Here is a 2,080-nt window from a genome sequence, read left to right on the forward strand (position 1 = left end):
CGCCTCCGGCCGGCCGCCTCGTGCTGTTCGGCGGTGTCGGGCACGGGAGGGCCACCGAGGCCGGTGGCGGCGGCCGGCCGGGGGGCGGAGGGCCCCCTGCCTTTGGGCACCGCATAGCTCGGGGATTCAGGCATCGCAGTCCTCGAAAGAGTTGTGAGGTCTTCTTCGCGGCTTGAGCAGCGCGCGCCGACTCTCAGCGCGATCGTCACGCTAATAGCCGGAGGAAGGGAACGCGGGCGCAGTTGACATATTCGCCACCCCTCGCCAGCCCCATACGAGTGAATCCTTCGTACGCATGTTTGAACGTGCGTCGTCGGACACAACTTCCGTTCGTCAAGCGGAAGTTACCTCTCTCGAACGGTCACGTTGAGTCGGCCGTGAAGATCAAGCCAAGGTGGCGCGGAGCCCGCCACCGTGCGGGGCACGCCGTGATACGCGTACCGGGCAGGTCCACCGAAGACAAATGCGTCACCACTGGCCAGTTTGATGTCCTTCCACGGGCGACCGCGACCACGGGAATGGCCGAAACGGAATACACACGTATCTCCGAGGCTGTAGGACACCACCGGGGCGTCGGACCGTTCGTCGCTGTCCCGGTGCATACCCATCCGCGCCCGCTCACCGTAGAAATTCACCAGCGCCACGTCGTACGAAACCCCCGAGGCGTGCGAGGCACCGCGCGCGGCGCCCGAGTCGGACGACGAGCCGGCGCGCGGATCGGCGTCGCACGCCTGCCGGACGGCGGCCCTCGCCCACTCCCCCAGCCACTCGGGAAAGGGCTTCACCGGCGCGCCGTCCCCGTCCACGGCGGTGTCGGCATAGCCGTACGGGTACCAGTGCCGGCCCAGACTCAGCTGCCGCACCGACATCTCCCCGCCGCGCGGCATGCGCACGGTCCGCAGCCCGGCGGGCGGACGCGCCCACTCCCGGCAGGCCGCCAGCAGCTCGCGCTGCGCGTGCCGGTCGAGCAGGCCGGGCAGGTGCACCGCCCCGGGCGCCACCACGACCGCTTCCGGCGGAAAGAGTCCCTCGCTCACCTCACCAGGGTAGGTATGGGGCGCACGGGGGCGCCGGGCAGCGCATCACCGCGCTCCCCGCCGAGATGATTGACCCAGGCATCATTGTCGTATTGTCGACACCGTCGGCTGCCCGCTGTGTGGAGGAGTGCCCTGTGACGTCCGAGACCGTAGAGCCAGCCCTTTCCGGCGTGCGCAACTTCCGTGACGTCGGCGGCCTGCCGACGACGGACGGTCGGCGGGTCCGGCCCGGAGTGCTCTTCCGCAGCGGCCACCTGGCCCACGCGACCCCGCAGGACACGGAGTTCCTCAGCGGCCTGGGCCTGCACACCGTCTACGACTTCCGCAACGCCGCCGACCAGGCCCTGGAGGGCCCGGACGTGACGCTGCCGGGCGTGCGCAACGTGAACATACCCCTGACCGATCCGGCGGAGGGCGCGGAGTTCTGGCAGATGGTCCGGGACGGCGACGTGGCGCAGCTGCGCGTCGCGCTGGCCGACGGGCAGGCCGCGGGCCGCATGACGACGGCCTACCGGGAGATCATCAAGGGCCGCACCAGCGAGCACAGCCGGGTACTGCACGAACTCGCCGAGGACAGCGTGCCGGCCCTGATGCACTGCGCCGCGGGCAAGGACCGGGCGGGGCTGACCGTCGCGGTCACGCTGCTCGCCCTGGGCGTGGAGCGCGACGCCATCGAGGCGGACTACCTGCTGTCCAACGACCCGCACCGGCGCTACCGCGTGCACCGGGGCAACCCCGCCGAGCGCAACCGGATCGACCCCGAGGTGCGGGAGCTGCTGTCCCCGCTGTTCGACGCGCGCGCCGCGTACCTGGCCGCGGCCTACGAGACGATCACCGAGGCCTGGGGCGACGTCGACACCTACCTGCGCAGCGGTCTCGGCCTGACCGACACCACCCGCGACCGGCTCCGCGACCGGCTGCTCGACTGACGCCGCGCCCGTCGGCGGCAGGGACCATCGGGCCGCCGTCCGCACGTGACGGGCGACCCGGACAGCGCCCGTGCCGGTACGCCGGTCGGCGCCCAGACCCCGCACCGGGCGGTC

Annotated in this window: 2 protein-coding genes; one reads left to right on the forward strand and one right to left on the reverse strand. The window is 71.6% G+C overall.

The window, feature by feature from the left end; genetic code table 11:
• Positions 1–344: 344 nt before the first annotated feature.
• The gene (locus tag ACYVE9_RS24285; protein WP_461030034.1) at positions 345–1,037 is read right to left on the reverse strand and encodes an alpha-ketoglutarate-dependent dioxygenase AlkB family protein; all 693 of its coding nucleotides are present in this window, start codon (positions 1,035–1,037) and stop codon (positions 345–347) included.
• Positions 1,038–1,171: 134 nt separating this feature from the next.
• Here ACYVE9_RS24285 and ACYVE9_RS24290 point away from each other — a divergent pair, with 134 nt between their 5' ends.
• The gene (locus ACYVE9_RS24290) at positions 1,172–1,966 is read left to right on the forward strand and encodes a tyrosine-protein phosphatase (RefSeq protein WP_461030035.1); all 795 of its coding nucleotides are present in this window, start codon (positions 1,172–1,174) and stop codon (positions 1,964–1,966) included.
• Positions 1,967–2,080: the final 114 nt, after the last annotated feature.

It is taken from the genome of Streptomyces sparsus, from assembly GCF_054776295.1.